Origin of the sequence: Microbacterium oryzae (assembly GCF_030406385.1) — a bacterium.
Taxonomy (GTDB): Bacteria; Actinomycetota; Actinomycetes; order Actinomycetales; family Microbacteriaceae; genus Microbacterium; species Microbacterium oryzae_A.
In genome coordinates, this window is the sequence record NZ_JAUEPM010000001.1 from 1 (window position 1) to 26,533 (window position 26,533).

General features: G+C 68.0%; 33 protein-coding genes. 11 read left to right on the plus strand and 22 right to left on the minus strand.

From position 1 onward, the window contains the following. The first annotated feature begins 239 nt into the window (after positions 1-239). The gene (locus QWJ90_RS00005; RefSeq protein ID WP_290105504.1) at positions 240-695 is read left to right on the plus strand and encodes a GNAT family N-acetyltransferase; all 456 of its coding nucleotides are present in this window, start codon (positions 240-242) and stop codon (positions 693-695) included. Between the two features lie 217 nt (positions 696-912). Here QWJ90_RS00005 and QWJ90_RS00010 read toward each other — a convergent pair whose 3' ends face one another. The 4 genes from QWJ90_RS00010 to QWJ90_RS00025 all read right to left on the minus strand — a co-directional run bounded on the left by QWJ90_RS00010 (position 913) and on the right by QWJ90_RS00025 (position 2,571). Continuing rightward, positions 913-1,422 carry a GNAT family N-acetyltransferase gene (locus tag QWJ90_RS00010; protein ID WP_290105505.1) on the minus strand — a complete coding sequence of 170 codons (510 nt, stop codon included), beginning with the start codon at positions 1,420-1,422 and terminating at the stop codon, positions 913-915. Positions 1,423-1,574: 152 nt separating this feature from the next. Next, the gene (locus tag QWJ90_RS00015; RefSeq protein ID WP_290105506.1) at positions 1,575-1,970 is read right to left on the minus strand and encodes a hypothetical protein; all 396 of its coding nucleotides are present in this window, start codon (positions 1,968-1,970) and stop codon (positions 1,575-1,577) included. Next, positions 1,967-2,389 carry a hypothetical protein gene (locus tag QWJ90_RS00020; protein ID WP_290105507.1) on the minus strand — a complete coding sequence of 141 codons (423 nt, stop codon included), beginning with the start codon at positions 2,387-2,389 and terminating at the stop codon, positions 1,967-1,969. The genes QWJ90_RS00015 and QWJ90_RS00020 overlap by 4 nt, the downstream gene beginning before the upstream one ends. Next, entirely contained in the window at positions 2,386-2,571 is a 186-nt protein-coding gene (locus tag QWJ90_RS00025) for a hypothetical protein (protein ID WP_290105508.1), read from the minus strand. The genes QWJ90_RS00020 and QWJ90_RS00025 overlap by 4 nt, the downstream gene beginning before the upstream one ends. 254 nt (positions 2,572-2,825) lie before the next feature. On the opposite strand from QWJ90_RS00025, the gene QWJ90_RS00030 reads away from it, so the two are divergent. Further along, on the plus strand, positions 2,826-3,278 hold the full coding sequence (locus QWJ90_RS00030) for a LysM peptidoglycan-binding domain-containing protein (RefSeq protein ID WP_290105509.1): 453 nt from the start codon (positions 2,826-2,828) through the stop codon (positions 3,276-3,278). Positions 3,279-3,632: 354 nt separating this feature from the next. Here QWJ90_RS00030 and QWJ90_RS00040 read toward each other — a convergent pair whose 3' ends face one another. From QWJ90_RS00040 to QWJ90_RS00080, 9 genes are all read right to left on the minus strand, one after another. Next, positions 3,633-3,833 carry a hypothetical protein gene (locus tag QWJ90_RS00040; RefSeq protein WP_290105510.1) on the minus strand — a complete coding sequence of 67 codons (201 nt, stop codon included), beginning with the start codon at positions 3,831-3,833 and terminating at the stop codon, positions 3,633-3,635. A gap of 5 nt (positions 3,834-3,838) precedes the next feature. Then, positions 3,839-4,582 (minus strand): metallophosphoesterase, encoded by a 744-nt coding sequence (locus tag QWJ90_RS00045; RefSeq protein WP_290105511.1) that lies wholly within the window; start codon positions 4,580-4,582, stop codon positions 3,839-3,841. Then, complete coding sequence (locus tag QWJ90_RS00050; protein WP_290105513.1) at positions 4,582-5,613, minus strand: LacI family DNA-binding transcriptional regulator; 1,032 nt, start codon at positions 5,611-5,613, stop codon at positions 4,582-4,584. Before QWJ90_RS00050 ends, QWJ90_RS00045 begins: the two co-directional genes overlap by 1 nt. A gap of 35 nt (positions 5,614-5,648) precedes the next feature. Then, positions 5,649-6,521: a glycerophosphodiester phosphodiesterase family protein gene (locus QWJ90_RS00055; RefSeq protein ID WP_290105514.1), complete on the minus strand. Its 873-nt coding sequence runs from the start codon at positions 6,519-6,521 to the stop codon at positions 5,649-5,651. Beyond that, on the minus strand, positions 6,518-8,365 hold the full coding sequence (locus tag QWJ90_RS00060) for an ABC transporter permease (protein WP_290105515.1): 1,848 nt from the start codon (positions 8,363-8,365) through the stop codon (positions 6,518-6,520). Before QWJ90_RS00060 ends, QWJ90_RS00055 begins: the two co-directional genes overlap by 4 nt. Continuing rightward, entirely contained in the window at positions 8,362-9,405 is a 1,044-nt protein-coding gene (locus tag QWJ90_RS00065) for an ABC transporter ATP-binding protein (RefSeq protein WP_290105516.1), read from the minus strand. The genes QWJ90_RS00060 and QWJ90_RS00065 overlap by 4 nt, the downstream gene beginning before the upstream one ends. After that, entirely contained in the window at positions 9,402-10,472 is a 1,071-nt protein-coding gene (locus QWJ90_RS00070) for an extracellular solute-binding protein (protein ID WP_290105517.1), read from the minus strand. The genes QWJ90_RS00065 and QWJ90_RS00070 overlap by 4 nt, the downstream gene beginning before the upstream one ends. Positions 10,473-11,203: 731 nt before the next feature. Then, positions 11,204-11,479, minus strand: coding sequence for a type II toxin-antitoxin system Phd/YefM family antitoxin (locus QWJ90_RS00075; protein ID WP_290105518.1), 276 nt, complete (start codon positions 11,477-11,479; stop codon positions 11,204-11,206). A gap of 84 nt (positions 11,480-11,563) precedes the next feature. Next, entirely contained in the window at positions 11,564-11,701 is a 138-nt protein-coding gene (locus QWJ90_RS00080; RefSeq protein WP_290105519.1) for a hypothetical protein, read from the minus strand. Positions 11,702-12,020: 319 nt separating this feature from the next. On the opposite strand from QWJ90_RS00080, the gene QWJ90_RS00085 reads away from it, so the two are divergent. Further along, positions 12,021-12,248, plus strand: coding sequence for a DUF2188 domain-containing protein (locus QWJ90_RS00085; protein WP_290105520.1), 228 nt, complete (start codon positions 12,021-12,023; stop codon positions 12,246-12,248). 165 nt (positions 12,249-12,413) lie between these two features. Here the strand turns inward: QWJ90_RS00085 and QWJ90_RS00090 are convergent, their stop codons facing one another. The 4 genes from QWJ90_RS00090 to QWJ90_RS00105 form a co-directional block, all read right to left on the minus strand. Next, positions 12,414-13,313 carry a F510_1955 family glycosylhydrolase gene (locus tag QWJ90_RS00090; RefSeq protein WP_290105521.1) on the minus strand — a complete coding sequence of 300 codons (900 nt, stop codon included), beginning with the start codon at positions 13,311-13,313 and terminating at the stop codon, positions 12,414-12,416. A gap of 78 nt (positions 13,314-13,391) precedes the next feature. Further along, positions 13,392-14,000 (minus strand): DUF305 domain-containing protein, encoded by a 609-nt coding sequence (locus QWJ90_RS00095; RefSeq protein ID WP_290105522.1) that lies wholly within the window; start codon positions 13,998-14,000, stop codon positions 13,392-13,394. A 69-nt stretch (positions 14,001-14,069) separates the two neighbouring features. Further along, positions 14,070-14,531 carry a DUF6153 family protein gene (locus QWJ90_RS00100; protein WP_290105523.1) on the minus strand — a complete coding sequence of 154 codons (462 nt, stop codon included), beginning with the start codon at positions 14,529-14,531 and terminating at the stop codon, positions 14,070-14,072. Positions 14,532-14,574: 43 nt separating this feature from the next. Further along, entirely contained in the window at positions 14,575-16,518 is a 1,944-nt protein-coding gene (locus QWJ90_RS00105) for a heavy metal translocating P-type ATPase (protein ID WP_290106314.1), read from the minus strand. Between the two features lie 30 nt (positions 16,519-16,548). On the opposite strand from QWJ90_RS00105, the gene QWJ90_RS00110 reads away from it, so the two are divergent. Then, positions 16,549-16,896, plus strand: a complete 348-nt coding sequence (locus QWJ90_RS00110) for a hypothetical protein (protein WP_290105524.1) — start codon at positions 16,549-16,551, stop codon at positions 16,894-16,896. Here QWJ90_RS00110 and QWJ90_RS00115 read toward each other — a convergent pair. Further along, positions 16,883-17,206 carry a heavy-metal-associated domain-containing protein gene (locus tag QWJ90_RS00115; RefSeq protein WP_067027614.1) on the minus strand — a complete coding sequence of 108 codons (324 nt, stop codon included), beginning with the start codon at positions 17,204-17,206 and terminating at the stop codon, positions 16,883-16,885. The two genes, QWJ90_RS00110 and QWJ90_RS00115, sit on opposite strands and share 14 nt — an antisense overlap. A 25-nt stretch (positions 17,207-17,231) precedes the next feature. After that, entirely contained in the window at positions 17,232-17,513 is a 282-nt protein-coding gene (locus QWJ90_RS00120) for a metal-sensitive transcriptional regulator (RefSeq protein ID WP_067027616.1), read from the minus strand. A gap of 113 nt (positions 17,514-17,626) precedes the next feature. Here QWJ90_RS00120 and QWJ90_RS00125 point away from each other — a divergent pair, with 113 nt between their 5' ends. Both QWJ90_RS00125 and QWJ90_RS00130 read left to right on the plus strand, forming a co-directional pair. After that, a complete protein-coding gene (locus tag QWJ90_RS00125; RefSeq protein ID WP_436836667.1) occupies positions 17,627-18,031 on the plus strand; it encodes a four-helix bundle copper-binding protein in 405 nt (134 codons plus the stop codon). Positions 18,032-18,063: 32 nt separating this feature from the next. Further along, a complete protein-coding gene (locus QWJ90_RS00130; protein WP_290105526.1) occupies positions 18,064-18,549 on the plus strand; it encodes a DUF305 domain-containing protein in 486 nt (161 codons plus the stop codon). 729 nt (positions 18,550-19,278) lie between these two features. Here the strand turns inward: QWJ90_RS00130 and QWJ90_RS00135 are convergent. Then, positions 19,279-19,662, minus strand: coding sequence for a hypothetical protein (locus QWJ90_RS00135; RefSeq protein ID WP_290105527.1), 384 nt, complete (start codon positions 19,660-19,662; stop codon positions 19,279-19,281). A 560-nt stretch (positions 19,663-20,222) separates the two neighbouring features. Further along, the gene (locus QWJ90_RS00140; RefSeq protein ID WP_290105528.1) at positions 20,223-20,519 is read right to left on the minus strand and encodes a hypothetical protein; all 297 of its coding nucleotides are present in this window, start codon (positions 20,517-20,519) and stop codon (positions 20,223-20,225) included. Positions 20,520-20,943: 424 nt separating this feature from the next. On the opposite strand from QWJ90_RS00140, the gene QWJ90_RS00145 reads away from it, so the two are divergent. From QWJ90_RS00145 to QWJ90_RS00155, 3 genes are all read left to right on the plus strand, one after another. Next, entirely contained in the window at positions 20,944-21,600 is a 657-nt protein-coding gene (locus QWJ90_RS00145) for a hypothetical protein (RefSeq protein ID WP_290105529.1), read from the plus strand. A gap of 96 nt (positions 21,601-21,696) precedes the next feature. Next, positions 21,697-22,236: a hypothetical protein gene (locus QWJ90_RS00150; protein WP_290105530.1), complete on the plus strand. Its 540-nt coding sequence runs from the start codon at positions 21,697-21,699 to the stop codon at positions 22,234-22,236. A 1,360-nt stretch (positions 22,237-23,596) separates the two neighbouring features. Beyond that, positions 23,597-24,103: a PH domain-containing protein gene (locus QWJ90_RS00155; RefSeq protein ID WP_290105531.1), complete on the plus strand. Its 507-nt coding sequence runs from the start codon at positions 23,597-23,599 to the stop codon at positions 24,101-24,103. A gap of 192 nt (positions 24,104-24,295) precedes the next feature. Here the strand turns inward: QWJ90_RS00155 and QWJ90_RS00160 are convergent, their stop codons facing one another. Next, positions 24,296-25,597 carry an FAD-dependent oxidoreductase gene (locus QWJ90_RS00160; protein ID WP_290105532.1) on the minus strand — a complete coding sequence of 434 codons (1,302 nt, stop codon included), beginning with the start codon at positions 25,595-25,597 and terminating at the stop codon, positions 24,296-24,298. 88 nt (positions 25,598-25,685) lie between these two features. On the opposite strand from QWJ90_RS00160, the gene QWJ90_RS00165 reads away from it, so the two are divergent. Together QWJ90_RS00165 and QWJ90_RS00170 are read left to right on the plus strand one after the other, a co-directional pair. Then, positions 25,686-26,030 (plus strand): ArsR/SmtB family transcription factor, encoded by a 345-nt coding sequence (locus QWJ90_RS00165; protein ID WP_290105533.1) that lies wholly within the window; start codon positions 25,686-25,688, stop codon positions 26,028-26,030. Beyond that, complete coding sequence (locus QWJ90_RS00170) at positions 26,027-26,533, plus strand: GNAT family N-acetyltransferase (protein ID WP_290105534.1); 507 nt, start codon at positions 26,027-26,029, stop codon at positions 26,531-26,533. Before QWJ90_RS00165 ends, QWJ90_RS00170 begins: the two co-directional genes overlap by 4 nt.

A 26,533-nucleotide genomic window follows, 5' to 3' on the forward strand; every position in this document is an offset into this window, starting at 1 on the left:
TCCGAGGCCGCGGCCTCGACAGCCTCCCCAGCACCCGCCCCGACATCACCGACCCGGCTGACTAAACTGCCCACAACCGTTCACTTTTCGAACGCCGGAAGTGTTCACAATTCGAGCGCCGCCGACATCGAAAGGCTCCGGGCATCCGGGGCCTTTCGAGTACCTGAAACGATCAGTTTCGAGCGATTGCGGAAACCTACAACTCGAAGCCGTTGCGCCCGGACTCCTAGGCTGAGCGAATGGCGATCAACGTTAGGCAAGTCATCGACACCGACGAGAACGAGTGGTCGCGGCTCTACGCCGGTTACCGGAGCTTCTACAAGCTCGACGGCGATCCGCGAGCCGTGCACACCACATGGGCGTGGGTCTCCAACGCCCAGCACGGGTTCATAGGCTTGGTGGCGACCCTTGACGACGTCGTGGTGGGGCTCGCCAACCTCCGCCGATTCGCTCGGCCATCCACAGCCGCGATCGGCCTGTACCTCGATGATCTGTTCACTGACCCCGACTCTCGCGGTGCAGGTGTCGCCACAGCACTGCTGCACGAAGCGGCCGCCATCGCAGCTCGCGAAGGCGCGAACGTGGTTCGCTGGATCACCGCTGCGGACAATGCGGCTGCGCGGGGCGTGTACGACAAGGTTGCGACCGCAACTCCGTGGGTCACCTACGACATGAAGCCTTCCCCCGCACGCTGATCCACGACCTCGACCGAAACTCCGGTCCGAAACCACTCTCCCGAAACCCCCGGTTTCGATACGGGACAGCTTTACGGTGGCCGCTGCGGCATCAGTGCCAAGCGCTCCCGCAAACGATGGTTTCCGGCGAGCGGATGGCTTCGGTGCCTCTTGACCGCCGCTAACTTCCGCCGATACACCAATTAGATTGGTGCTTGTGACGTTGAGGCCAGTACCGCTAGGCGTCAGCTGTGACCACGATCCAGTAGCGGCGCTTGAGGGCACTGCGACCGGGACGAACGTCTTCGAGGATTCCGCCGAGCTTCTCGATCACCCCAGCTGACGCGGTATTCGTGTCGTCGCAGGTGACGAGGACGCGTTCGACACCCCTCGCCGCAAGGTCCGCGACAGCGAGACGAAGGATGTCCGTCGCATACCCGCGGCGACGATACTCAGGTCCGACCGCGTATCCGACGTGTCCTCCCTCATTCAACAAGAAGTCGTTCAGCACATGGCGAATTGACACCCGCCCGACGACCTCGCCATCAACGTCCGCGACGAGCCAGCTGCTACGTACGCGCCCCGGTGCGATGTCGACGCCCTCATGCTCTCGACGGACGGCAGCGCAGATCTGCTTCCAAGTCCCCTCCGCCTGGAGGAATGCAAAGTTCTCCGCGGCGAGCTGTTCATGCAGGCGACGGCAAGCCGCCTCGTCGGCCGGTCCAGGAAAGCGAAGCGAAAGCACCATCCGGAGACAATATCCAAGTTTCTCGAGCACGCTCGACTACGACCACGTACCGTGTTCGCATCGCCGAAAACCATCGTCTCTGGCAGGGTTCGCTTGTTGCGCTCAATCAGGCTTGTGTAAGACCTCTCGACCAAGCGCTCGACGGGGTCGCTTCACTTCGATAGTTGTGCGATCCATTCGGTACCTGCAATCGCTTCTCGTCGCTGGAAGGCGCGGAGAGTCCATCCCTTCGGCGACTCGGGGCGCACGGTCAGCGCACGGAAGGCACCACGGCCGACGTTCGCCTCGAAGTCCTCCACCGCCTCCCGTAGGGCCGCCGCCTTGAGCTGCAGCTCTCTCGCCGGATCCACCACGGGCGCGACCTCGAACTCGTAGCCGTCGATCGGGATGCCGCTCGAGAGCACCACCTGATCATCGATCTTCACGAAGCCGCCGTCGACGAAGGTGAGCTGCGCGTACACCTCGCGGCCGCGATTGCCCCAGGCACGCCCTGTCAGCCGAACGCGCTGGCCCTCGTAGTGCCGGGGCTTGATCGGGTTCCTGGTCATCGCTGGAGCCTCTTCGCCGTGTCCTCGGCGACTCGTCGGACCTCCACGCGCCACGAGCCGGCGCCGTTGAACGCGTCGTCGTCGAGCCGGATCGTGAGATATGTGCCGGCGCGACGAGTCAGTCCCTCATGCTCGGGGCATTCGCAGTCCTCCAGGCTGCATTGCATCGGCTCCCCGTCCTCGAACTGGACGGCGCGGATCTCGCCGGTCATCACGTCGTCGCTGGCGGGCTGGGCAGCACCGGCGGCATCCAGCACCGCCTGCAGGTCATCGAACTCGATGAGGTGCACGTGTCCATCGGGTGTCCGGTACGACGAGGCGGTGTGGACGGTGGAGCCGGCGTCCACGTACGCGCGCAGGCGCGCGATCGACGCGTCTAGCTGAGCCCTCGTCGTGGGCTCGGTCTTGTCGGTGGTCATCTCCAGCTCCGTCCTTCGTTCTGATCTCCGTCGTGCCAGCGCTCCTGCGTCCGGCCGTTGTCGCTCTGCGCGACGTGCTGGCGCTTGCGGTGTCCTGCCGGCTTCTGGCACCGCACCAGGTCGGTATAGCCGGCTGTCTGCGCGGTGACGTACGTCGCCGTGCAGCGATTCGTGTCGTCCATGAGGTCCTCTCGATGGGGTAGGTCAGGGGTGCGGCGCCTGGCGCGCGAGTAGCGAGGGGGCGCAGCGGGTGCAGCCGCCCGCACTCGTCAGCGCGAGGGGCGATTGATAGCGTGCGGTCATGCGCGCGTCGTCGGGGAAACCTCTGGTTCTGATCGCCTCGGTTCTGCTGCTCACCGGGTGCGCGGCGACACTCACACCCGCAGCAGAACCCGTCCGTACACCGACAGGTCCACGAGCAGCAGACGTCAAGCCGGTGGCAACGCGTCCTCCTAAGCCGACGCCGGCTCAGGCATCGACACCGCCCAGCCCCTGCGAGGGGTACGCGGTCGAGGGCCGCTCGAACGAGGTCGAAGACCGCGTGGGGAACTACTTCGGTCTTCCGAAGGACCTCGGCCCCGTCGACGGCGGCACCGGGGACGTCATCCTCAACGCCGAGGGCGAGCCCGCGGCTTACGTCGTGGCCGAGGGCGACACGACCTATGCGATCGCCGAGCGCTTCTGCTTCGGGACCGCGGCCTACCTCGAGGAGATCAACTCCATCCGACGGAACGGCGCCTGGGCGCCGATGTCCGACGAGGACGGGACGTTCGTGATCTTCCCCGGGGACACCCTCAACCTCGACCCGTACACGATCGCAAGCGTCGGCGACGAGCAGGGCGTGGTGTACGACCACACGCCGGATTTCCACATCCCGCCGCAGCGGTGAGGACCGCGGGAGCGTACCGTCTGACGCCCGGTACTTACCCGACGGGTGCACGTAGCAAGCGTTGTCAGCCCCTTCGCGCGGCTTCCGGAAGGTCTATACGCTTCGCGACGAAGGGAACGCCTCCCACTCGCCGCGGTCCTGCGCAGCGTGCAGTTTCTTCACCCTGTCACAGCTGCGGGAGGCGATGGCGGGCATCGAGCTTCCCGACAGCAACGCCTTCCTCGACGAGGTCCCGGCGGCCCACAAGCCGATCGACCGGGTGATGACCGACGCGCCGGCCTCGTGACTGCGCGGCACGCCCTGCGTTAGCTCGCCCCCGAGCAGCGGCCACGCGCGGACACCCGCCCGCCGCCGTCACACCACCGACGCTGCGAGGGCGGCGGGGATGGGCCGGCGAGCCCAGGCGGGGGCCGTGGCGTTCGACGACGCGGGAATCACGATCCCGTCGCGCCGCAGCAGCTCGGCCGTGCCCTCTGCGTCGACGAACCGTCCCACGGTGGCGGCGCCCGCCGCCGGCACGACCGTGTGCATGACCGTGCGCTCGTACACGTGCACGAAGTTCACCGTCTGCGCGGCGTCGCGCCACGCGTGCCACGACCAGGCGTCAGCAGATCCTGCGTGTAGCACGTCGACGACGCGACCGAGACGGGAATGCCCTCGAGGCTCGCGGTGGTGTTGTAGTGCAGGTGGCCGCCCAGGATGGCGCGTACGTCGCTGCCGCGCAGCACGTCGGCGAACGCGGCCTGGTCGCGCAGCTCGACGGTGACGGCGAGGTCCTGCAGGCACGGGATCGGCGGGTGGTGGAGGGCGAGGATGGTGCCCTCGGGCGCCGGCTGGGCGAGCACCCCGCGCAGCCACGCGAGCTGCGCGGGCTCGAGCTCGCCGTGCGCGTGACCGGGGACGGTCGAGTCGAGCACCACGATCCGCAGGCCGCCGAGCCACTCGACGCGGTCGCATGGCTCAATCGTGGGCTCCGCGTCGAGCAGCGTGCGCCGCAGGGTCGCGCGGTCGTCGTGATTGCCCATCACCCAGATGATGCGCGCTCCCATGCGCGCAGCGGCCTCCTCGACGACGGTGCGCAGCTCGGCATACGCCTCGGCCTGACCGGTGTCAGCGAGGTCTCCCGTGAACACCAGGGCCTCGGGGTGGATTCCCGTGTCCGCGACGGTCGCGAGCAGCGATCGCAGATGGGCGCTGGCATCGGCGACGCCGCCCAGACGCTCGCCGGGCATCACGAAGTGCGTGTCGGAGATGTGCACGAGGAAGTGCTCGGGCAGCGGGTGCTCCGCGATCCGGATTTTCATCAGAGCTCCTGTTCGAGGGTGGCGGCCGGGGCGATGCCGACCGAAGCGGTGGGGGGAGGTGCGACGGTGCGGCCAGGGACGAGGCGCCCGGGGACGAGCTCCCGGATGGTTCCCGACGGAGGGTGGTCGCCGATGAGGGCCGCGATGTTCGCGACGGCTCGCTCGGCGAGGCGCTCCACGCCGATGCGGTAGCTGGTGAGGCCCATCAAGTCGATGCCGGGCAGGACGGCGTCGCAGCCGGTGACGGACACGTCGCCGGGCGCCGACAGGCCGGCGACGTCGAGGGCACGCAGCACGTTGAGCGCGCGCAGGTCGGCAGGACACATCACGGCGGTGATCTCGCGGCGCCGCACGAGGTCGATCACGTCGGCGATGCCGTCGGTGAGGGCGACGGCCGGCAGTGGCACGATGCGCACGCCGCGGGCCGCGAGCTCGGCCGCGGTGTTCGTGGCGCGGACGTACTCGGGGTACGACGCGTGCTCCTGCGTCACGATGAGAGCGACCGATCGGTGCCCCTGGTCAGCCACATGCGCGGCGAGCGCGCGCGCCGAGGCGTGCTCGTCGTACGAGACGGCGTGGATGTGGCCGGTCTCCTCGGGCCGGCCGGCGCGCACGATGGGGATACGCTCCCGGAACGGCTCGAGCTGAGCGCTGGTCACGCCGCCGGTCGCGACGATGAGGCCGGCGACGCGCATGCCCATGAGGCGGCGCAGGCTGTCGATCTGCCGACTACCGCGCGGGTCGCCGCTGATCGTCATCGAGATCAGCGTGATGCTGGCGTCGTGGGCGGCCTCCTGCAGGCGCGTGAACAGCAGGCCGTACGCCGGGTTTGCGGCGTCGCGCAGCAGTAGCCCGACGACGGACGATCCGCGCGACGCGAGCTCGGACGCCATTACGTTCGGGACATACCCGAGCCACTCGGCGACCGCGAAGACCCGTTCGCGGGTCGCGTCGGACACCTTGCCCTGGCCCAGGAACACACGCGACACGGACGAGCGCGAGACTCCCGCGGCGGCGGCGACGTCCTCCATCGTGGGTCCCCGCAGCGATATGGGCGGCTGCTCGCTCACGCCCTCACCAGCCGTCGCTCGCGGTAGGCGTGCAGCAACCACGGCCAGTCGGTCTGGATGGCGTCAATTCCGAGCTCAAGGATCGCGCCCCACCCGGCGTTGGGGTCACCGAACACCGAACGGTCGTCGTCGAGCCCGGCGAACAGCGGCGGCCCCGACGTGAGCACCTCCGCGTTGGCCATCGCGAACACGCCGCGCTCGCGCAGGCCGACGATCACGTCGCGGTCGACGAACGGGCTGTCAGCGTCGGCGGCGAGCATCTCGATGCCGATGGTGTTGAGCGCCGGGTCGGCGACGATCCGCTCCGCCTCCGCGAGCGTGCGGCAGATCGGCATGAACGGGTACGGCTCGGGGTGGGCGCGCAGCAATTGCAGGCGGGTCTCGTCGGTCGCGTGGCACTTCAGTAGAATCCGCTCGGTCACGCCCTGCTCGTCGAGCCACGGCAACAGCGTCTCCCACCACGGCCACGACCGGTCGAGGTTAATAAGCGCGTCGTCGGGCAGGGCGGCCAGCAGGTCGCCGAGCTCTGGCACGCGGCCGTCGCGCGCGGAGCCCGCGATGCGCAGGTGACGCAGCGTGCGGATCCGGTCGGCGGACAGGTGCTGCAGGTTCTGCGGCACGCCCAGCAGGATGGGCTCCATCCCGTCGTGAAAGGCGAAGAGCACGCCGTCGTGCGACGCTACGGCGTCGAGCTCGACCACGTCGCCGCCCGATCGGAGCGCGGCGCGCACGGCCTCGATCGTGTTCTCCGCTACGGACCCCGTTGCGACGCCGCGGTGCACCACGATGAGCGAGCCCTTGTCGTCGAGCCGCTCGGCGAACCGGCGGTTCACGTGCGCGTGCTCGGGGCGTCCGAGCATGCGCGTCATCGCGCCGACTCCGCCGCCACGCTGGCACCAAGAGGCGACGTGGGCCAGGCGAGGGCACCCCCCGATGCGGCGTCGTCGCGGGATGCGTCCGAGACACCCCGGCCGGCCGCCCGCCGCCTCGCACCAGCACTGCGGGACGCTTTCCGAGTCGCCCGGCCGTAGACGAGCCACATCGTCACGCCCGTGATGATCATGAGTAGCACGGTGTAGACGAAGGTGTTCGCCCGCGCGTTCACGTCCAGCGAGCCCGAGGCGCTGGCCTGGATCACGAGGCCCAGCGGCTGGAACAGCGGGTGCGCCAGGAACACGGCCGTGTCGTAGTCATCCAGCAGCGAGTTGAAGTTCAGCGCGAAGACGGCCGCGGCGGTCGGCAGCACCACCGGCAGGATGATGCGCCGGTAGATCGTGAACGTGCCGGCCCCGAGCAGCGACGCCGCCTCCTCGAGCGCCGCGTTCACCCCGAGGTACGCGGCCTTCATGAGGCGCAGCGTGAACGGGATCTTCGCGATCACGAACGCGATCAGGAGGATCGCGGTGGTGCCAGTCAGCACGATCCCGCCGACGAGCGGGTTGGGGTGGTCGTAGCTCATGATCAAACCGAGCGCGATCATGGCGGCAGGCAGGATCCACGGGATGTGCAGCAAGTACTCGAGCGCCGTGCTGATCGCATTGCGGTGGCGCACGATGATGCGCGACAGCACAAGCATGGCGAGCACGGCGATGCCCGCGGCGAACGCGCTGTAGACGGTCGAGACGACGAATGGCCGCAGCGCCGAGCCCTGGCTCAGCACGCGCACGTAGTTGTCGAGCGACATCCGGTCGAGCGCAAGCGCGCCCGTCTGGATCGCGGCCGAGTCGGCGAACGAGTACAGCACGATCAGCACGACCGGCAGCAGGTACACGACGAACAGCAGGTACGCCGCGCCGTGGACGAGCGCGTTCACGATCGGGTTGCGTAGGCGCTGGCGCTGCAGCGGGGTGGAGATCTTCGACAGCGAGAAGTAGGTGCCGCCGCGCTCAATGCGAGTCAGGATCGCGAGCATCGCGATCGTGACGAGACCCAGGATCACGGCCATCAGCGCAGCAATGTCGCGCGAGGTGGCCGAGGTGGCGAAGCTCAGGATCATCGGGGCGATGGTCTGGAAGTCGCGCCCGCCGAGCACCTGCGGCGCCGAGAGGGCGCCGAGGCCGGTGAGGAACGACAGGATCGTGACGGCGAACAGCATGGGCCGCAGCGCGGGCAGCACGATGCGCCACAGGATGGTGCCGTTGCCGGCGCCGAGGTTGCGGGCGGCCTCGATCAGCTGGAAGTCGAGCTTCGCGATCGCGGGCGACAGGAACAGCAGGTGGTTGGTGGTCGTGGCCAGGGTCATGACCATGAGCACGGCCGGAAAGCCCTGGAACCACTGCGGATCCATGCCGGGGAACCACGCCAGCAGCAGCGTCGTGACGATGCCATCGTCGCCGTATACGAACCGGTAGCCCGCGGCGAGCACGATGCCGCCGTAGATGAGCGTGGTCGCGTAGCCGAGCCACAGGATGCGCGCCCCGGCAACGTGGAAGTACCGCGTCACGAGCACGATGAACACGCCCACGACGTTGGTGCTGATCGCGAGGGCGAACGCCAGCAGCACGCTGTTGCCGAGCGATCGCAGGGCCCGCTCGGAGCTCAGCAGCCGCTCGACGGCGCTGCCCGAGAACGCGCCGTCGGGGAAGAACGTCTCGAGCAGCAGGTTGGCGTTGGGCCACACGAGGAACGCGACGATCGCCCATCCCGTCACGAGCAGCGTGACGACCGTGAAGGGCGAGCGCAGCATCCGCCGCGTCGACGCGGCCGCGCTCATGCCACCGCCTCGGCGATGCGCGCGGCGATGCGGCGCCCGCTCGCGTCGTACTGCAGAACATGCGCGGGGTCGATGGCGAGGTCCACCCGCGATCCGGTCGAGGGCACCGCACCCTCGTCCGGTCGCACCAGCACCTGCACCTCGGCGCCCTCGGAGGCGACGGTGCAGCTGGTGTGGGTGCCGTGGTAGCGGGTGCCGGTTACCTCGCCGGCCACGCGCACACCGTCGGCATCGGCGCCCGGACGGACGATACGGGGCCGTTCGACGCGCACGTATGACGACGCGGCGGCCGGGAGGCCGAGCCGCTCGACGAGCGCGGGCGTGAGCTTCGAGGCGGCCCCGACGAACGTGCACACGAACTCGGTAGCCGAGTCCTCGTAGATGTCCTGCGGGGTGCCGATCTGCTCAATCCGACCGGCGTTGAACACGGCGATCCGGTCGGACATCGACAGCGCCTCGTCCTGATCGTGGGTGACGTAGAGGGTGGTGATGCCGAACTCCGACTGGAGGGCCTTCAGTTCCGCCCGCAGCTGCTGGCGGAGCTTCGCGTCGAGGTTCGACAGCGGCTCGTCGAGCAGCAGAATCTTCGGCTGCATCACGAGCGCACGCGCGATCGCCACGCGCTGCTGCTGACCGCCGGAGAGCTGGTCCAGCGTGCGGGCGAGGTGCCCGTCGCTCAGCTCGACGCGGCGCGCGACCTCGGCGACCAGCTCGTCGCGGCGGCGGCGCGGCACGCGGTTGACGCGCAGGCCAAACGCGATGTTCTCGGCGACGTCCATCGACGGGAACAGGGCGTAGTTCTGGAACACCATGCCCACCTGCCGCTGGTCGCTGGGCAGGCGGGTGACGGCGCGATCCTGCACGTAGATCTCGCCTCGCGTGGGCTCGACGAAGCCGGCCAGCGCGCGCAGCGCGGTGGTCTTGCCGCACCCCGAAGGGCCGAGGAGGGTGAAGAACTCCCCCTCGGCCACCTCGAGGCCGAGATCCGGGATCGCGGTGAAGTCGCCGTAGCTAACCTCGACGTTCTCGAATCGGATCACGGGATGTACTCGAGCTCGATCTTCTCGACCCAGGCGGGCAGGTTCTCGGCGACGAGGTCCCAGTCGATCTCCTGGCGCGGCAGATCCTCGTGGAACGCGACGATCTCGGCGTCCGCCTCGGCGATCGCGCCCTCGTTAACCGGCATGGAGTCGAACTCGGCCGACCACGCGGCCTGCACGTCGGCGCTGCCGAACCAGTCGATGAACTCCTGCGCCTGCTCGGCCTGGTCTGTGCCCTTGACGACCGCGACCTGCTCGACGGCGTAGGGCACGCCCACCTCGGGGCGCACGACCTCGCTGTCGATGCCGTACTGCTCCTCCCGGGCGGGCAGGCCCGAGGTCCACATCTGGCCCATGTCGACCTCATCTTCGGCCATGCGGGCGTAGAGGTCGGTGTCGGGCACGGCGGGGTTGCCGTGCTCGAAGTAGGCGGCGACCTGCTCCCAGCCCTCGTCGGAGACGCCGAGGTCGCCCGACTCGTCGAGGTAGCGGGTGAGGATGCCGGCGAACACGAGTTGCGAGGTCGCGCCGCCCAGGTCCGGCACGGTCTCGTAGCGGCCCTCGAAGCGGGAGTCGGTCCACAGGTCCGTCCAGTCCTGCGGGGCGTCCTCGGGCGTGGGGAAGGCGGCCGTGTTGTAGGCGAGTACGATGCCCTGCTGCACGAGCGGCCAGTAGTAGCCCTCGCCCGACGGATCGCCGAGCGCCGGGGCGACCTCCCCCGACCACGCGGGCGTGTAGGGCTCGATCGTGTCGGCGGCAATCAGCTGCGAGAAGTACATGTTGTTCAGACCGAACACCACGTCGGCCACCGGATTGCCGGCCTCGGCGATGAGCTTCTCAGTGGTGTCGCCGCCGCCCTGGCCGACGATCTGGATCTCGAAGCCCGCCTCGGCGGCCTGCGCGGTCAGCCACTCGGCGCGGCCGTCAGCGTTGGAGTTGGTGTAGATGATCAGCGGGTCGCCGCTCTCGGCGGCGGCCTCGCCTGCGGTTCCCGCGGAACAGCCGGCGAGCAGGGTCAGGGTGGCCGCAGCGCCGACGGCGACCGCGGTTTGGGCGTACTTGTGCACGGCTCGGTGGTCCTTCGCTCTGGTGGATCGGGCGCGGGATCAGCTCCCCTTCCGGGGGGAGCGCTCTCCCCGCCCTTCGACCCTGTCGAGCGAGGGTGACGCCGCCCTGGCGCTCACGCGACCGTTGAATGAACATCGGTTCCGCCCCCGTTAACCAGGCACGGGTACGCGGGGAGAGCGCTCCCCCTCACCCGTCGGCGCCGCGGCGCCGGCACGCAGACGGCCCCATGCCAGCGTGTGCGTAAGCGGATCATGCAAGCATGCGGATACGCCCGATGGCGCGGGTGGCGATCGGGCGCGGAGATCCGGAGCATCAGGCTCCGATCGCGAGCGGGTTCGCGGCGTTCGGGCAGACGCCGGTGAGCAGCATCACCTCGAAGCTGCCATCGATTCGTGACCGAGACGCCCAGACCGGGCTTTGTCCACTACTCCTCGCATGCCGCTACCCAAGAACCGGTTACGTTCCCGTTCTTCTTGACGGTTAACGTGGCGGTGCCGGCTCCCCGCGGCGCCGGCGACCTCGGGCCAAGTGAACCGCAAGGGATGGTCCTCATCGGTAGACGCGCTCCTGCATTGCGCGTTCAACTGCCCAGGGCCGCTTGGTGACGCGCGTGCGGTTGGCGAGAGGCACATCGCACAGCTCGAGAACCGCGCCAGGGAGCTTCTCGCGGGGTCGTCCGAGCGCACGCAACGCAAGACTTGCCAGGAGATCTCGTAGCGCTCCCCATCTGTCACCGGCGGCTTCGGCGCAGTGTGGCTCGCGCTTCCTCGACGCTCAGCGTGCGACCAGCGGCTATGTCCGACTCCGCCTCGTCGATCTCGCTCGCAGTGAGGGAATCGCTGAGCCAGGCGACCGTGTCGGTGAGCTGCTGCAGGTCATCGGCCGCGATGAGGACCGCAGCTGCCTCCCCATGACGCGTGATGGTGATCGCATCATGTCCGGATGCAACGGCCTCCACCAGCTGGGACAGCTTGTCCTTGGCATCGCTGACGTCCATGGTCCGCATGAACCGTAGGTTAAGGGCTTGGCCGAAACCTTGGCTAGATCCAGTCGAGACGCAGCACAGGAAGATCGCGGCATGGCGACCGGATCACGGCGACGCGGCGCAGATCGCTGCAGCCGTCGGGGCCGCGGCGAGCTCGTCGGTGGTCGCGAAGAGCTCGTCGACCACCCCTCGAGCGGCGTTGAGCGCGGAGAGGTCGTCGAAGGAGAAGGGGCCGGAGTACACCTGCGTCAGGTGGGCGATCTTCTGCTGCGGTGCTCATGCTCGTCTTCTCCGGTTGATGGGCACCCGACCGGTCGCCCGTTGCCCGCCGGCACGGCTGTGCCGGCGCCACCTGATAGCACTGTCCCCTCGTCGCCCCCGCAGCTGCCCGATGCCTTGACTCGCGCGAGTTGGCCCGAGGACCATAGCGTGCGTACCTTCTGGACCTCGATCACGGCCATCACGCCATTGCCATGCAGGTCCCGTCATCGCAACCCTCTCCCCCGCCATAGGCGCCGGTCGGTAGACCTGGAGACCCAGACCGAATCGAACGAGGAGCATCATGCCCACTGGAGACGTCGAGACCTATCACCGCGACGGCGCGTGGCACAACCGCATCGAGGGCACCGGCGTCACCGTGCCCGAGACGTACCCGACCAAGCACGAGGCGGTCGAGGCGGGACGGGAGATGGCGCGCCAGCGGAAGACCGAGCACATCATCCGCAACGAGAACGGCCAGATCGGCGAGCGGAACTCTTACGGCAACGACCCGCGCGGCGTGAAGGGCTGAGGGTGCGCGCATGATCATGCCGGCCGGGCTGAGGCCGCCGCTTGTGGTGGCGCTCGCCCGGCCGGTGGACTCGATCCCGGGCGCAGACGCTCTGCCGGGAGGGACTCTCTACGAGCCGAAGTCGGACGGCTTCCTTCACTGAACCCGGGAAGGCCCGGTTGGACGTCAAGTGTGCGGCTCCGGGCGGAAGATCTCTTCCCAGGTGGTACCGAAGTCACGTGTCGTGACCACGCCACGTTGGTCGACGAGGGCGATCTCGTCGCCCGGCGTGACGGTGAGGGCCTGGGCGGCACCTTCGTACTCGCCTCCGGTGGCCCACTCGCCGCTGGGGAGCTGGTAGACGAGTGTGTTGTCGAAGCTGGTGCCGACCAGTAGCCCCAGGCTGTTCGTCGCGATCAGAACCATCCGCGGCGCAGTCTCGTCGAGCTCGAACGTCGCACCCGCGTCACGGCTGACATAGAGCCCTTCGGGAGTGGTCGCGTAGACGGTGTCGGAATCGTCGGGGTCGGCGAGCATGTCGCGTGCGTCGACGCCGACTCCGTCGTTCCAGGTGCGCCCGCCGTCGTCGGAGCGGTAGACGATGCCGAAGTTGTTCGCGTAGATGCGATTCGGATCGGATTCGCTGATGGCGAGGTCGTGAAAGTCGGCCTCACCGGTGAATGCGACGTTCGTCCAGGTGCCGGCGTTGTCGTCGGAGCGGATGAGGCCGAGATTCTGGCCGGCGAAGTGGTCGGGGCTGTTCGGCCCGGGGTGTCCGGAGGCATAGAGCTGACCGTCGACGGCGGTGAACCCCATGGCGTCGAAGTCGTTGCCGGCGACCGGTCCGCTGAGCTCCGCCGAGCGGGTGAGGGCGTCGAGTTGGTAGATGCCGCCGTGGCTGGCGATGAGCAGACCGCCCGTCTCGGGGTCGGAGGCGAGCCCGTGGATGTGCTCGAGGGCCACCTTGGTGTCGTGGTCGGGGTCCTCGGCTCGGATCAGAGCGCAGCCGGTGAAGAGGGGCGCAGTCAGGGCAAGGGCGGCGAAGGCGGCCAGGCGCCGTCGGGGAATGGCGGGGGTGAAAGGCATGGGAGATCTCCGGGATGGTTTGGGCAGGGCGGAGCCGGTGACCCACCCGGACGGGGTGGCCACCGGCGTGGCGGGTGCTCACAGCTGGGCGAGCAGCTCCTGCATCTCGGTGATCTCGGCGGTCTGGTCCTCGACGATCTTCTGCGCGAGGGCGACGGCGTCGGGGTTCTGGCCGTTGTCGATCTGGGCCTGAGCCATGTCGATCGCGCCCTGGTGGTGCATGATCATCTGCTCCAGGAACAGGCTCGATGCGGTTTCGCCGTCGGCTTCCTCGAGGGCGGCCATCTCCTCTTCGGACATCATGCCGCCGCCGTGGTCCATCCCACCCATGTCGGTGTCCTGGCCCCAGTCTTCGAGCCACTGGTTCATGGTCTCGATCTCCGGGCCCTGAGCGGCGTTGATGCGCTCGGCAAGCGCGACGACGTCCGGGTGAACCCCGTCCTTGGCCAGCAGAGTGTCGGACATCTCTATGGCCTGCTGGTGGTGCATGACCATCTCCATCGCGAACGTCACGTCCGCGTCGTTGAACACCGCGCCACTGGCCTCAGCGGAGGCGCTGGGCGAGCTGCTGGTGCCGTTGCCGTGGTCCATGCCTTCCATATCGGAGCCACCGGTGTCGCTGCAACCGGTCAGGACGAGCGCGGTCGCGAGGATGCCGACGTGGAATGCAATCGTGCGGATCTTCATGAGGGTCTGTCTCCTAAGTCGTTGTTGAGGGGCGTGCCGAAGCACGGGATCTGCGACAGCAGATGACCCTCAGGTGCGACTGATGGAGAGGACGTTCAGATCGGGAGGAACCGGCGGCGCCTCCGTGAGCGTCGCCGTGGCATGTGGCGGCGCCTGAGCGCGCGCAATGGTGACGACCCGGCCGGGGCGAATGGCGAGGACGATGCTGACGGCGAGCAGGGCGAGCACGCACGCCATGAACGCCATCGCGTCCATGCCGCCCCCGCAGTCGCCCTCAGCGCAGGGATCCGCCGCGGAATGATCACCGGCTGTAGCCGCGTCCGGGCTCGCGACGTCAACCATCGCGGGCTCACCGCCATGGTGCCTGCTCTCGCTGATCACCACGGGAGCGTGGTGGGTGCTGCCGCTGCTGAGCACGTGCATGCCGACTAGGCCAATCAGCACCCCGATGACGGCCGCGGCGGTGAGTAGGAAGGTGCGCGCCAGTGTGGCGCTCGGACGCATCGCCTGGCGCAGCGTCATCACGCTCATCAGCGCACCTCCCTTCCCGCTCACAATCTACGAAACCCGCCTGTCAGGCACCACGCAAGACCGCTGCAGCGGTGATCTCGGGGCGCATGTCCAGCCGGCGCAACAGCTGCGCGTTCAGCGCGACGACGATCGTCGACAGCGACATCAGGATCGCCCCGACCGACATCGGGAGCACGAACCCGAACGGGGCGAGCACCCCGGCGGCGAGCGGGACGGCGATCAGGTTGTAACCGGCAGCCCACCACAGGTTCTGCTTCATCTTCCGGTAGCTTGCCCGCGACAGCTCCATCACCGACAGCACCGATCGCGGGTCGTCGCTGGCGAGGATGACACCGGCGGAGGCGATCGCGACGTCGGTGCCCGCACCGATCGCTATACCCACGTCGGCCTGGGCGAGGGCGGGAGCGTCGTTGACGCCGTCGCCGACCATCACGACCTTGCGGCCCTCCTCCTGCAGCTGCTTGACCTTGGAGGCCTTGTCCTCGGGACGCACGCCGGCGAAGAACCGGTCGATGCCAAGCTCCTCGGCCACGGAGGCGGCGACCGCTTCCGCATCGCCGGTGATCATCACGACCTGGACGCCGCGGACGTGGAGCGCCTCGATCGCCTCCCGGGACTCGCTGCGGATCTCATCGGCCAAGCGAAGCGCCCCGGCGACCTGACCGTCGATCAGGATGTGCAGGATGATCGCCCCCTCGCGGCGCCACTCGTCCGCGACGGGCAACTCGGCGGATCCCTCCTGCTCGAGCAGGTAGGGGCCGCCGACCTGTACCAGGTGCCCGTCGACGGTGGCGCGCACGCCGACCGCCGGTGAGGACTCGAACCCGGAGGATCCCGGCACCGCCAGTCGCTTCTCGCTCGCGCCGTTCACGATCGCGCGTGCCAGGGGGTGCTCAGAGTCCGCCTCGGCCGCCGCAGCGAGGGCGAGCAGCCGATCGGCGTCGATCCCGCCGGCGGGGTGCACCGCGGTGACCGCCGGAGCGCCCTTCGTCAGGGTGCCGGTCTTGTCGAACAGGACCGTGTCGATGGTGCGCATACTCTCCAGCGCCAACCGGTCCTTGATGAGCACTCCGCCGCGCGCGGCCCGCTCGGTGGCGATGGACACCACCAGCGGGATCGCCAGGCCCAGAGCGTGGGGGCAGGCGATCACGAGGACGGTGATGGTGCGGACCACGGCCTGATCTGGGAGGCCCAGCAGCGTCCATACCAGCGCGGTGATGACGCCTGCGATCAGGGCGAACCAGAACAGCAGCGCCGCGGCGCGGTCAGCGATTCGCTGCGCGCGGGACGAGGAGTTCTGCGCTTCGGCAACCAGCCGCTGGATGCCGGCGAGGGTGGTGTTCTCTCCGATCGCGGTGATCTCCACGCGCAGGCCCGAATCGGTCGCGACGGTGCCGGCGACGACCTGGTCGCCCTCGGAGCGGCGGACCGGGCGGGATTCGCCGGTGATCATGGCCTCGTCCATGCTCGCGGAGCCCTGCACGACCCGCCCGTCTGCGGGCACGCGGCCGCCCGGGCGGACCACCACGACGTCCCCGACACGCAGGTCGGCGGGGGCGACGGTGACGGTGGTGTCGCCCTCGATGCGCTCGGCCTCGTCCGGCAGCAGCGCGGCGAGGGAGTCCAGCGCGGACGTCGTCTGGGCAAGGGAGCGCATCTCGATCCAGTGCCCCAGCAGCATGATGACGATCAGCAGCGCGAGCTCCCACCAGAAGTCGAGCTCATGGTGCAGGACGCCCAGGCTCGCGCCCCACGAAGCCAGGAACGCGACCGTGATGGCCAGACCGATCAGCAGCATCATCCCGGGCTTGCGGGTGCCCAGCTCGCTGACCGCGCCGGTGAGGAAGGGCGCACCGCCCCACACGTACATCACCGTGCCGAGCACGGGTGAGATCCAGCTCACCCATGCGGCGTCGGGCAGCGCGTACCCGAGCAGCATGGCGAACATGCTCGAGAACGCCACCACCGGCACGGCGAGGGCGAGCATGATCCAGAACAGGCGGCGGAACTGCCCCACGTGATCACCGTGACCGGCATGCCCGCCATGGCCGACGTGCCCGCCATGACCAGCGTGCGCGGCTTGACCGCGATGCGCGCCGTGATTGTGCTCCGCTTGATCGTGACCGCTGTGGTCCTGGCTGCCGTGCGCTGCCGGTTCGGTCGCGACGGCTTCGCGCATACCCTCGGCGGTTGCCTCGGGATCCGTGTGCTCCGTGGTGCTGTCGTGTCCGGCGCGGTTGTGGCCGGTGTGCCCGTGCATGGTGTGATCGTGCTGGCTCATCGGAGCCTCCTCTGCGAGTTGCCGCCGCTGGAAGGCCGGGAGGGCAGGAGTGGGTGGATGCTCGGCCGTGTCAGGCGTCGCTGACGGTGTAGCCGGCCTCAGCGACGGCGACGCGCAGCGCATCGGCGTCGACGGGAGCGGAGCTTCGGACCGTGACGGTCGAGGTGCCGCCCGCGGTGAGCGCGACCGACACGTCGTCCACGCCGGGAACCGCGGACAGCTCTTCGGTGACGCTGGCAATGCAGTGCGCGCACGTCATCCCCTCCACCAGCAGCGTGGCCGACAGTCCCGCTTCCACGGGCAGCTGTTGCGTCGTCGAGGCGCTCGGGGCGGCGCAGCAGGCGCATCCGACGCCGGCGTCCTTGAGACCCAGCTCGACTCGTTCGATCGTCATGATGATGTCCTTCCGGTGACGTGGTTCACGAGCGCACCAGGCGCGCGATGGCGGCGTTGGCTTCGCGGATCTTCTCCTCCGCGACCGGCCCGCCCTGCGCGGTCGCCTCGGCCACGCAGTGGCTGAGGTGGTCGCCGAGCAGCGACAGTGCCACCGCTTCGAGGGCCTTCGTCGCTGCGGAGACCTGCGTGAGGATGTCGATGCAGTAGTCGTCGTTCTCGACCATCCGCGCGATCCCCGCGACCTGTCCCTCCGCGCGGCGCAGCCTCTTCAGCAGCGCTTCCTTGTTGTCCGCGTACCCGTGCACGCGCCAATGATACATACCCCCACGGGGTATGCAACCCGGTGGGGGAATCTGTGCCGAGGCCCTACCGTGCCGAGGGTCGGGGAAGCGCCCCGATCGAGGAGAAGGAGGACGATATGACTGTTGCAGAGCAGATGCTGACCACTCACCCCCGGGCGGGCGCCGGCGCCGACACCGCGGCCTTGGTGCGCTGTATCGAGGCGTGCGTGGAGTGCGCCCAGGCGTGCACCGCGTGCGCAGATGCCTGCCTGAGCGAAGAGATGGTGGCTGACCTGACCGCGTGCATCCGCAAGAACCTCGACTGCGCCGACGTCTACGCGACGACCGCCGCGGTCCTGTCGCGCCAGACCGGCTCGAACACCGACGTCCTGCGCGCCCAGCTCGAGGCATGCCGCGCGGCCTGTGCGTCGTGCGCGGCCGAGTGCGAGACGCACGCCCAGATGCACGAGCACTGCCGGGTGTGCGCCGAGGCCTGCCGCCGCTGCGAGCAGGCGTGCGCGGAGCTGTTGGGGGCACTGTGAGCCAGGCCGGGCACCACTCCGAGCACGAGGGCATGCCGCACTCGAAGCAGGGCGGGATGCAGCACGGGGGGATGGCGAGCTACGGCAAGCTCGCCATCTCCCTCGCACTCAGCTTCATCGTGATGTACCTGCTCACCTTCGCGATGATCAACGTCTTCGCCGACTTCCTGCCCAACATCAGCAACCTCTACATGGCGCTGATGATGGTGTTCCCGATGGGGATCATCATGATCGCCGTGATGTGGAAGATGTTCCCCAACAAGCCACTCAACATCGGACTGCTCGTCGGCTTCGCCGCGCTGTTCGTGGTGGCGTTCCTCATGGGCCGAGCAGAAGCATTCGTCGGGGATGACCAGTTCCTGCGGTCGATGATCCCGCACCACTCCCGCGCGATCCTCGTCTGCGAGCAGTCCAACATCACCGACTCCGAGATCGTCACGCTGTGTGAGCAGATCGTTCAGTCCCAGCAGGAGGAGATCGACCAGATGAAGGACATCCTCGAGCGGCTCAACGATTAGGGGTGGTGTTAAGCACCTCCGTGAGGCGAAAATCGACCGGCTTCTCGAGCTGCTCGTACGTGCATGTCGTCGGGTCTCGGTCCGGAGCCATCTCGACCGAGCGAGGTACCTGGGGTTTGAGTCAAATCGCACGCTCGGCGACTATGCGGACGATCACGAGCGGATCTTTCACGCGCTGCGGGATGGACGCACCGAGGACGCCCATGCTGAGCTCTGCACGCACCTTCGTCAGATCCTTCACGACGTCCCACGCATCCGGGTTCAGAAGCCCGAGATCTTCGGATGACCTTGTGACCCGGACTCCTTCTGCAGCAGCTCACGTCGGCGCTCAAGTCGCCTCTGCTCGAATTCGTTGCCGAATAACGCGTTCAGCTCGCGGTCGCCCCCAGCCACGAGTTGTGGCGGTAGCTGATGAACGTATAGTCCCTCGCGCGCCTCACCGAGGCGCTGAACGTCAACGCCGAGGAGCGCCTCTCGGGCGGGCGATTCAGGCTTCCTCGATCTCATTCGCGGTGCGAGCCAGAGCCCGCACTCGCTCGGCCGCTCCGCAGAACCGCCAGAGCTCGATGGAGTTAGCAGCGGAGAAGAGCATTGTCCCGCCCGCGAAGACTCGTCGTGTGAGCTCACTCAGGCGCGACGTGGTGTTCTCTGAGCGTGGACCGGCGTAGTACGCAGATTTCCGCGTGCGACTCGTCGACCTCGCGCATCGATGGTGGGTCGAAAGTCTCGTCAGTGTGACCACCGGTCAACGTCTTCCTCGGCCATACGTTTGACTTCGCCAGCATGCCCTGCGCGGAGAAGCGTCGCCGCCGTTTCTCCGCCTCGATCGTCCATGGGCGAGTTCAACCACAGCGCGACATCCCAGGGATCACTGAGCACATTCCGCAACATCTCGAGGACCGGAGGCAACGCGGGCAAGGTGGCACCATCATCCGAGAACTGGAACGTCGGGAACAGGGTCTCCTCGCCGGCGATGACCGCGATCAACTCTCCACGCTCGACGAATTCTTGAAGAGCATCCACCGGCAGGTCGCCGAGCAGACGCGCTACGGACTCCGGACGGTAGAACGGTCCGAGGGCTGCGTCCCAATCGTCGATACTCGCGCCTCGCATACGAGGAAGAGTAGCCCTCCGTCCGCTACGCCGCCCCGCTCGCGCCCCTCGCCTCGCATCGCCTCCGGCGCCCGACTCGAGATCCGGGCGACGCGCCACCAGATGATCCCACCCCACACAGCGCCACCAAATGGTCCCAGCCGCCAGACCGGCGCCAAGGGCGCCCGGCCCCGCGCTACCAATTGACGCCACCCCAGCAGGCGCCACCAAATGATCCCACCCCGCCAGGCGCCACCAATTGATCCCACCCCACACAGCGCCACCAAATGATCCCAGCCGCCAGACCGGCGCCAAGGGCGCCCGGCCCCGCGCTACCAATTGACCCCACCCCAGCAGGCGCCACCAAATGATCCCACCCCGCCAGGCGCCACCAATTGATCCCACCCCACACAGCGCCACCAAATGATCCCAGCCGCCAGACCGGCGCTAAGGGCGCCCCGCCCGAGCGCCACCAAATGATCTCACCCGGGCGAGCGCCACCAACGGGGTCATCCTGGAGCGCGCTCGCCCTGACGCTGAGACCAGATGCGGCCGCAGCCAGAAGCAGGCAGTGCACGCCCTCACCCGCGCCAGGTGGTGATGTGGGGAACAACCGCCGATACGACTCCGTCGGACCCACTCTGGATCGACTCGCGCGCGACAATGAGGCCAGGGCGGTTCCGCAAGGGCTCACGCCGGAGGAGGTTCAACTTACCGGCAAGCGGAAGGACCTTCGCGAGCCGGTGCCGTGCGCTGCGCTCGTCCAGCATCGAGTCGAACGAGTCGATGCCAGGCAGGTCGACGGCGAAGTGATCGCAACTACTCCCGGTGGTGCTGTCCTCGTGCGCTGGAAGGACGAGCGCGGCCATCTGTGCCATGCCTGGCTATGGGGCGGGGCGGTTCGACCGAGGTAACGGCTCCGTGGCGCGCCGCTCCTCCCGTGCTACTGCGCCCAACCGAGGCGGGACAAGTCAGCGCGCCGGGGCTTGGTTGAGGTACTCCTCAAGCATCTCAATCAGCTCATCGACGGTCGTCGCGCCGGCAACGGAGAGCAGATCGCGAACCTCGGACCAAGTGAGCATGGCGCGAGCGTAGCGTTGAGTGAGGAGCGGTGCGCCACTCTCCATCGGCCGCCCTGCGCGCACGACACGCCGAACAGAGGCGACGATTTGAGCGCTACCCGGGCGGCACCGACATTTGCTCATATACGAGCCAATCTCGCTCCCCTCGCACGCAGTAACTCCCGGTCAAGCGGCATATCCCGGCGCAGAGCTCTCCGCTTCACACCGTAGCATCGAGGCCATGAATCATGATGCGCCCCGCGAAGAACCGGAAGCCGCGGAGCGAGCTTCCGCGGTTGAGCGCCAAGCGTTCGAGCGCTTGTACGCGGCGCTGCAACGTCTGGGCGGAAACACCGATTGGCTCGTGGAAGGGCTGACCGAAGCACTCCTGCGCATTCCGCCCGTTCAGAAGGACGGGCTGAGCGAGCGGCAGGAGCAGTTCCTGATCGAGGTGGGCGTGTTCACCGCTGACAAGCTCGACGAGGCACGATCGGACGTAGCGAGAGGAGCCCTACAACTGAGCGCCGCGAGAGCCTTCCTGACCCACATCTCAAGCATGATGTCGCTCGACGACGTCGTCGCCTACCTCGGGTGGACCGAGGAGGCCGTGCGAGCGGCAGTGAGAGAGGATCGGCTTTACGCGGTCGAGATCGCGGGCCGCCTGCTGTTCCCCTCCTTCCAGTTCACCCTGCTCTTCGGTGAGAAGCTGCTCCCCGGGCTGAGCGAGATCATCAAGGCAGCCAAACGCCGCTGGACCTGGCAGGACTTCAGTGCCTTCATGTCGACGCCGCAGGAGGATCTGATCTCCAGGGGACGGCAGACGCCCACCGAGTACCTTCGCTGGGGCGGCCCCGTGGACCGAGTCGCGCAGATGATCGACGAGTCGGGCTGGCGGTGAAAATCTCCGCCGGTGCGCCGCGAGGCGCAAGCAGCGCCGCGAGAGCGAATGACGGTGACTGAGCCAGCAGAACGACCCGGCTCGCCCGCAGGACGGGTGAAACTGATCGATAAGACCGCGCGTTGTTACGCGAACGAGGAGCACCGGCGCAGCGGAAGGCGGCTGCCACCCTGGGGCGATCGGTCTGAGGAACAACAGAAGGTGCTCATCGAGGAGATCACCCGCGTCTTCCAGGCGATAGACGAAGCTCAACGGACCGTCGCGGTAAGTGAGCCCGCTAAGGCAGATCCGCTGGCGTTCCCGGCCTCGGAGGACGACCAGTTCCCGTACGACGGCGAAGGCTCCTGGCCGTACGGGCTTGAGAGCGGACGATACGACGACGATCTGGACGCACTTTTGACTTCCCGTGGCTGGACTTCGGACAGATCGTGGAAGGAAGACGTAGTTGTGGACCAGTGGCTCCTGACGTTCGGTCCCGATCACTACGGGCGCACGAAAGAGACGGTCATTACCTGCAATGACCGCAATGCCGACCTCTTCACTGTCCAGCTCGCCGGCGTCGTGAGCTTCGGCACCGACATGACGCGCGACGAGCTTCTAGGGACCCTCGACGCGCTCGAGGCGCACCGGCCATAGACGCGACACCGCACCCCGGCTTACCCGGCTTGCAGACCGCAGACGCGGAGGACTTCCGAGACGGATATCACCTACGCCGTGCACAACGTGTTTCGCATTAGCCTCCGCGGCGCCGCGCGTATCGATGGTGTCCATACCGCCTCAGGCGTCACCGTGGCCACCGCCGAAGCTCTCGGGTCACTCGCCTACGCCGAAGACGCTCAGGGCAGCGCCGTGGTCGTCATCGACGAGAACGCGGTGCGCGTCGCCTGTCAGCTCGCCGGCTACGACGTCGGAGCGCGGAACGACCCCTCGCTGCGGAACCCCGACCACGGAGCGCACAGGGTTTCACCCCGAGCGAGACGACGGTCACGCACATAACGATCATGCTCGCCCGCACGAGGACGTTCTTCGACGCGTTTAGACCGGTCACGAAGGACGGCTTCATCTTCACCGACCCTGAACTCTTCCTGCACCGCGATCGAGGCGGCTAAAGGAATCTGGTCGATTCCGGTGACGGCGACTTCCTCACGGCCGACACGCTCTGGGACATGAAGATCTCCGCGAACAAGCCGACGAAGGATCACACGCTCCAGCTCCTGATGTACTTCCTGATGGGACAGACCTCTGGCCCCCGGGGTTCGCACACCTGACGCATGTGGGGCTGATCAACCCCCACCTGGGCACCGTGCATCGCCTAGCCGTCGCCGGTGTGCCCAGTGACACCATCAACCTGATCCGTTGCGACGTAGGGTACGAGTCGTAAGCTTCGGGCCCGAGTGCCACCGATTGGTCCCACTCGGCAGGACCCGATCACCCCCGGTCTTCGCGTCAGCTACGTCAACGCGCAGCGGTAGCAACGGTCCCAGTCAGACCGCCACCAGTTGTTCCCACGCGAGGGTCCCCGGCGCCACCGATTGTTCCCAGCAGGGAGTCGCGACGGACCAGGGCGCCACCTTTTGTTCCCATCAGGAGTCCGTTACGGAAGGCCGGCGCCACCGTATGTTGCCTCTGCTCCCGCACGCGGAGAGCAGAGGCGCCATCAATTGTTCCCACGGCTGCTGAGGTGGCAGCGCGGTTGAGCACCTCGGCTGCGCGGGGCGGCGGCCGCCGCGACAGCGCGCAACCCCTTCCGCCATCCCGTGGCGCGCCGATAGAGACGGGGGGGGGAGGATCAAGGCCAGAAGGAGGGCTTCATGCCGGACGCGATGCCGCGCGCGAGCGACGCGTCGAGCACATCCTTCGGAATCTATACGGACAGATCGGCGAGCGGAACTCCTACGGCCACGATCCCCGCGATGTGTCCCGCCGGCTGAGGTCGCGGATCCTGTCCATGAGAGTTCGCTCGAACAGGGCCCCCTTCGCTGCATACACTCATGCCGTGGGCAAACACGAGAAGCTCATCGAGCAGGCGCAGGCGCACCTCGATGAGGGCGAGACGGTGGATTGGTCGGTCTTCGGCTTGTACGAGGCCATGCGCCTGGGCAATAAGGTCGCTCGGAACGGGGTGCTGATCGCGACGGACCGGAGAGTTCTCTTCTATGCCAAGCGCCTCGGCGGCTACGACCTGGAGTCCTTCCCGTACCGGAACATCTCGTCGTTCGAATCGGGGAAGTCGCTCACTGGGAGCAATGTGACCTTCTTCGCATCCGGCAACCAGGTCCGCGTCAAGATGATCCAACCCGACGGCGCCGTCACGAAGCTGGTCGAGCTCGTTCGGCAGCGTATGTCCGCACCCGCGGCCCCTGTCGGCACGGCGCCGGGGACGAGCGGCGGCACGGAGGACGTCATCGCTCAGATCGAGCAGCTCGGGAAGCTCCGGGACGCCGGCGTCCTCACGGAGGAGGAGTTCGCGACCAAGAAGGCGGAGATGCTCGGCCGTCTATGACGCCTCGCCTCGCTCGCGCTCCGTACATCCGCCTGCGAGAGTGGCGGCTTGTGCGGACGCTTCGCTCTCAGCTCCTGTCTGGGAATCGTTCGCCCGATGCAACCGGCGTCTGTGGCCGCAGCGACGTAGGCGGACGCCCAGTGAGAACCAGCAACCCCGGAAGCTGCACCAGGAGCGTGACTTTCCCGCTCGTCAGTGCTGCAGTTCGAGGCGGGGTGTGAGCTGCACCAGCTGGGTGGGGGCGGCGCAGCAGCTGCCAGCTGCAGCTCCGAAGTCGCCTGCTCCCCCGCATACCCCGGTGTCCGGGAGGACGAGCTCGTTGCGCGCGGCTGCTTCGTGGTCGCCTGCGAGGTGCGCTGCGACGCTCCGGGCCTGTTCGTATCCGGTGAGGGCGAGGAACGTCGGGGCGCGGCCGTAGCTCTTGGCTCCGATGATGAAGAACCCCGGTTCGGGCTGGGCGAGCTGGCGAGCCCCGGTGGCTCCGACGGAGCCGCAGGAGTGGATGTTCGGGTCGATCTCGCTGGCGATGCCGGCGACAGCTTCGAAGGCGGGGTCGAGGCTGGTCCGAAGCTCGGCGAGCATGGCGGTGTCGGGGCGGAAGCCGGTGAGAGCGAACACGCGGGCGACACCCCCGATCCCCCGTCCGTCGTCTGCGGTGATCGTGATGCCGTCCTGGTCGTGGCGGATCTCGTCGACGCGGAAACCGGTGACGACATGCACGTGGCCCTGCCCCACGGCCCTCTGTGCGCGGGTACCGAGCGCCCCTCGCTCGGGGAGCTCGTCGGCTCCGCCGCCGAAGACGTTCGTCGTGGACGCGCGTCGGAGCAGCCAGGTCACACGGGTTCCGGGGGTCTTCCGGGCGAGGTCTACGAGGCGGAGGACCGCATGTGTAGCGGAGTGCCCCGAGCCGACGACCACGACGTGCTGGCCGGCGAGGTCGGAGACGTCGTCCGGGATGCGGTAGGAGATGGCATCTCCCGTGGCGTGTTCTCCGAGGGCCGGAAGCCCGTTCGCCCCGGCGGGGTTCGGGTGCGCCCAGGTGCCGGAGGCGTCCAGGACGGCGCGGGCACGGTAGCGGTCTTCACGCCCGAGCTCGTCAACGGTGTGCACGACGAGGGGTGCGTTCTTCCGCCCGCTGTCGACGACTTTGTCCCGTCCCGCGCGGCTGATGCCCGTGACGGTGATCCCTGTGCGGACACGCTCCCCGAGGGCGGCTGCGAGCGGGCGGAGATAGGTGTCGACCCACTGGGCACCGGTCGGGTAGCCAGACGCCGGCGCAGTCCAGCCGGACCTCTCGAGAAGGTGCCGGGACGCGGTGTCGATCAGCTCGGGCCAGGCCGAGAACAGCCTCACGTGTCCCCACTCCGTCACCGCCGCCCCGGCTGCAGGTCCCCGCTCGAGCACGATGACGTCCTGGTCACGCTGGACGAGGTGCGCGGCCGCGGCTAGTCCCTGAGGGCCGGCGCCGATGACGACGATGGGAAGGTCCGACATGCTCACTCCTCACATTGAGAAATTTCAATGCGACACTATTCGGCATCTATCGAAGGATGTCAATACGTGTCAGGATGGAGGCGTGAACATGCCCCTGATCGTCGACGCCGCAACCGAGTCGTCCTGCTGCGCCCCGCGCATCACCTCTGCGCTCAGCGATGAGGATGCAGAGCACCTCGCGAAGGTCTTCAAGGCGCTCGGGGACGCGACCCGGGTGAAGCTGCTGTCGCTGATTGCGGCGGGCGAGGGCGGTGAGGCCTGTATCTGCGATCTCACCGAGCCGGTCGGGCTGTCCCAGGGCACGGTCTCGCATCACATGAAGCTTCTCACCGACGCGGGCCTGGTAACCCGCCAGCAGCGCGGCAAGTGGGCGCACTTCTCCGTCGCCGACGGGGCGCTGGAATCCGCTGCGGCAGCCCTTCGCGTCGAGTGAGCGCGATAGAGGTCCGCCCGTTCCGCCCCGCGGACTGGTCGGCGGTCGAGGAGATCTACCGGCACGGCATCGCCACGGGGCATGCGACGTTCGAGGAGCACCCGCCCACGTGGGAGGAGTTCGACCGAGGGAAGATCCCCGGTCTTCGGTTCGTCGCGGACATCGAGGGGCGCCTGGCCGGGTGGGTGGCTGCGTCTCCAGTCTCGTCCCGCGCGGCCTACCGCGGAGTCATCGAGCACTCCGTCTACATCCACCCGGCCGCTCAGGGGCAGGGTGTCGCGCGGGTGCTGCTTGCCGAGTTCCTCGAGGCGTCCGACGCCGCGGGATTCTGGATGGTGCAGTCGAGCATCTTCCCCGAGAACACCGTCAGCATTGCTCTCCACGAACGGGCTGGATTCCGGCGCGTGGGCGTGCGGGAGCGCATCGCCCTCATGACGTACGGTCCCCTCGCCGGCACCTGGCGGGACACGGTCCTCTTCGAGCGGCGACGCCCCGCGGAGTGA

What these genes read in the sequence shown, in the direction of transcription:
- QWJ90_RS00130 (WP_290105526.1), top strand. Translation starts at nt 18,064, where the DNA reads ATGCCGCACTCGAAGCAGGGCGGGATGCAGCACGGGGGGATGGCGAGC.
- QWJ90_RS00005 (WP_290105504.1), top strand. Translation starts at nt 240, where the DNA reads ATGGCGATCAACGTTAGGCAAGTCATCGACACCGACGAGAACGAGTGG.
- QWJ90_RS00145 (WP_290105529.1), top strand. Translation starts at nt 20,944, where the DNA reads ATGAATCATGATGCGCCCCGCGAAGAACCGGAAGCCGCGGAGCGAGCT.
- QWJ90_RS00165 (WP_290105533.1), top strand. Translation starts at nt 25,686, where the DNA reads ATGCCCCTGATCGTCGACGCCGCAACCGAGTCGTCCTGCTGCGCCCCG.
- QWJ90_RS00050 (WP_290105513.1), bottom strand. Translation starts at nt 5,613, where the DNA reads ATGGAGGACGTCGCCGCCGCCGCGGGAGTCTCGCGCTCGTCCGTGTCG.
- QWJ90_RS00055 (WP_290105514.1), bottom strand. Translation starts at nt 6,521, where the DNA reads ATGACGCGCATGCTCGGACGCCCCGAGCACGCGCACGTGAACCGCCGG.
- QWJ90_RS00095 (WP_290105522.1), bottom strand. Translation starts at nt 14,000, where the DNA reads ATGAAGATCCGCACGATTGCATTCCACGTCGGCATCCTCGCGACCGCG.
- QWJ90_RS00010 (WP_290105505.1), bottom strand. Translation starts at nt 1,422, where the DNA reads ATGGTGCTTTCGCTTCGCTTTCCTGGACCGGCCGACGAGGCGGCTTGC.
- QWJ90_RS00025 (WP_290105508.1), bottom strand. Translation starts at nt 2,571, where the DNA reads ATGGACGACACGAATCGCTGCACGGCGACGTACGTCACCGCGCAGACA.
- QWJ90_RS00075 (WP_290105518.1), bottom strand. Translation starts at nt 11,479, where the DNA reads ATGCGGACCATGGACGTCAGCGATGCCAAGGACAAGCTGTCCCAGCTG.
- QWJ90_RS00090 (WP_290105521.1), bottom strand. Translation starts at nt 13,313, where the DNA reads ATGCCTTTCACCCCCGCCATTCCCCGACGGCGCCTGGCCGCCTTCGCC.
- QWJ90_RS00105 (WP_290106314.1), bottom strand. Translation starts at nt 16,518, where the DNA reads ATGCTCGCCCTCGCCGTGCCGGTGGTGGCGTTCTCGAGCATGTTCGCC.
- QWJ90_RS00160 (WP_290105532.1), bottom strand. Translation starts at nt 25,597, where the DNA reads ATGTCGGACCTTCCCATCGTCGTCATCGGCGCCGGCCCTCAGGGACTA.
- QWJ90_RS00100 (WP_290105523.1), bottom strand. Translation starts at nt 14,531, where the DNA reads ATGAGCGTGATGACGCTGCGCCAGGCGATGCGTCCGAGCGCCACACTG.
- QWJ90_RS00140 (WP_290105528.1), bottom strand. Translation starts at nt 20,519, where the DNA reads ATGGCACAGATGGCCGCGCTCGTCCTTCCAGCGCACGAGGACAGCACC.
- QWJ90_RS00125 (WP_436836667.1), top strand. Translation starts at nt 17,627, where the DNA reads ATGACTGTTGCAGAGCAGATGCTGACCACTCACCCCCGGGCGGGCGCC.
- QWJ90_RS00045 (WP_290105511.1), bottom strand. Translation starts at nt 4,582, where the DNA reads ATGAAAATCCGGATCGCGGAGCACCCGCTGCCCGAGCACTTCCTCGTG.
- QWJ90_RS00115 (WP_067027614.1), bottom strand. Translation starts at nt 17,206, where the DNA reads ATGACGATCGAACGAGTCGAGCTGGGTCTCAAGGACGCCGGCGTCGGA.
- QWJ90_RS00135 (WP_290105527.1), bottom strand. Translation starts at nt 19,662, where the DNA reads ATGCGAGGCGCGAGTATCGACGATTGGGACGCAGCCCTCGGACCGTTC.
- QWJ90_RS00020 (WP_290105507.1), bottom strand. Translation starts at nt 2,389, where the DNA reads ATGACCACCGACAAGACCGAGCCCACGACGAGGGCTCAGCTAGACGCG.
- QWJ90_RS00085 (WP_290105520.1), top strand. Translation starts at nt 12,021, where the DNA reads ATGCCCACTGGAGACGTCGAGACCTATCACCGCGACGGCGCGTGGCAC.
- QWJ90_RS00015 (WP_290105506.1), bottom strand. Translation starts at nt 1,970, where the DNA reads ATGACCAGGAACCCGATCAAGCCCCGGCACTACGAGGGCCAGCGCGTT.
- QWJ90_RS00060 (WP_290105515.1), bottom strand. Translation starts at nt 8,365, where the DNA reads ATGAGCGCGGCCGCGTCGACGCGGCGGATGCTGCGCTCGCCCTTCACG.